The 1,383-nt window shown below is 68.5% G+C and carries 1 protein-coding gene; it reads left to right on the top strand.

Annotated elements, in window-relative coordinates; genetic code table 11:
• The coding region (locus D8M29_RS12335) for an IS30 family transposase (RefSeq protein WP_238693420.1) at window positions 1-1,383 on the top strand (1,383 nt) is incomplete at both ends.

The following is a 1,383-nucleotide window of genomic DNA, read 5'->3' as shown; positions in this document are numbered from 1 at the left end:
CGGCAGTGGAGAGCGGATCGGGCCTTGCGGGCCCCGATGCGCTCTCCTGGCAGGCCGCAGCCCTCACGGGAGGTCCAACGCCAGTTCTGGCGTGTGATCGCCACCGGTGTCACCACGGTCGAGGCATCCCTGACTGTGGGCGTGTCCTGGCCCGTCGGGGCGCGCTGGTTCCGTCACGCTGGCGGGATGACCCCGCTGTCCTTAGCCGAGCCCACCGGCCGGTATCTGTCCTTCGCTGAGCGTGAAGAGATCGCAATCCTCCATGCCCAGGGCCAGGGGGTCCGTCAGATCGCACGCACGCTGGGACGTGACCCGGGCACGATCAGCCGTGAGCTGCGCCGTAACTGCGCCACTCGTTCCGGGAAGCAGGAGTACCGGGCCACGGTGGCGCAGTGGAAGGCCCAGGAAGCTGCCAGGCGGCCCAAGCCGGCGAAGCTGGCCACGAACCAGCGACTGCACGACTACGTCCAGGCACGCCTGAACGGGGTGGTCCTGGGCCCCGATGGCGTGGCCGTGCCGGGACCGGTCGGGCCCGGTTTCAAGGGGCGGAAGATGAAACCGCGCCGGGCGGACCGGCGGTGGTCCACGGCGTGGAGCCCTGAGCAGATCAGCCACCGGCTGCGCCTGGAGTTCCCGGATGATGTGTCCATGCGGATCTCTCATGAAGCGATCTATCAGTCCCTGTTCATCCAGGGGCGTGGGGCGCTCAAGCGTGAACTCGTCGCGTGCCTGCGTACCGGGCGGGCTCTGCGCGAGCCGCGGGCACGTACCCGGAACAAGCCCCAGGGCCACGTCACCGAGGACGTGGTGTTCAGCAAGCGCCCACCCGAGGCCGCTGATCGTGCTGTGCCCGGGCACTGGGAAGGGGACCTGATCATCGGGACCGAGCGTTCAGCGATCGGGACTCTGGCCGAGCGCAAGAGCCGGGCCACGATCCTGGTCCACTTGCCCCGCCTGGAGGGATGGGGTGAGCGGCCGCCGGTGAAGAACGGGCCGTCGCTGGGTGGGTACGGGGCTGAGGCGATGACCGCGGCCCTGATCAAGGCGATGGCGACGGTGCCGGAGCAGCTGCGTCAGAGCTTGACGTGGGATCGGGGCAAGGAGCTGGCCGGGCATGTCCAGTTCACGATGGCCACGGGCACGAAGGTGTTCTTCGCTGACCCCCACTCGCCGTGGCAGCGGCCGACGAACGAGAACACGAACGGGGTGCTGCGGCAGTACTTCCCCAAGGGCACGGACCTGTCGAGATGGTCGGCCGAGGACCTCGCAGCAGTCGCGTACACGCTGAACAACAGGCCCAGGAAGGTCCTGGACTGGAAGACTCCCGCGGAGGTCTTCGCCGAGCAGCTACGCTCGCTCTCAACGCACGGTGTTGCAACGACC

The organism is Micrococcus sp. HSID17227, from assembly GCF_003989405.1.
GTDB classification, from domain to species: Bacteria; Actinomycetota; Actinomycetes; order Actinomycetales; family Micrococcaceae; genus Micrococcus; species Micrococcus luteus.
Note: the sequence above shows the minus strand (reverse complement) of the source record. Positions and strands in the feature narration are given on the sequence as shown.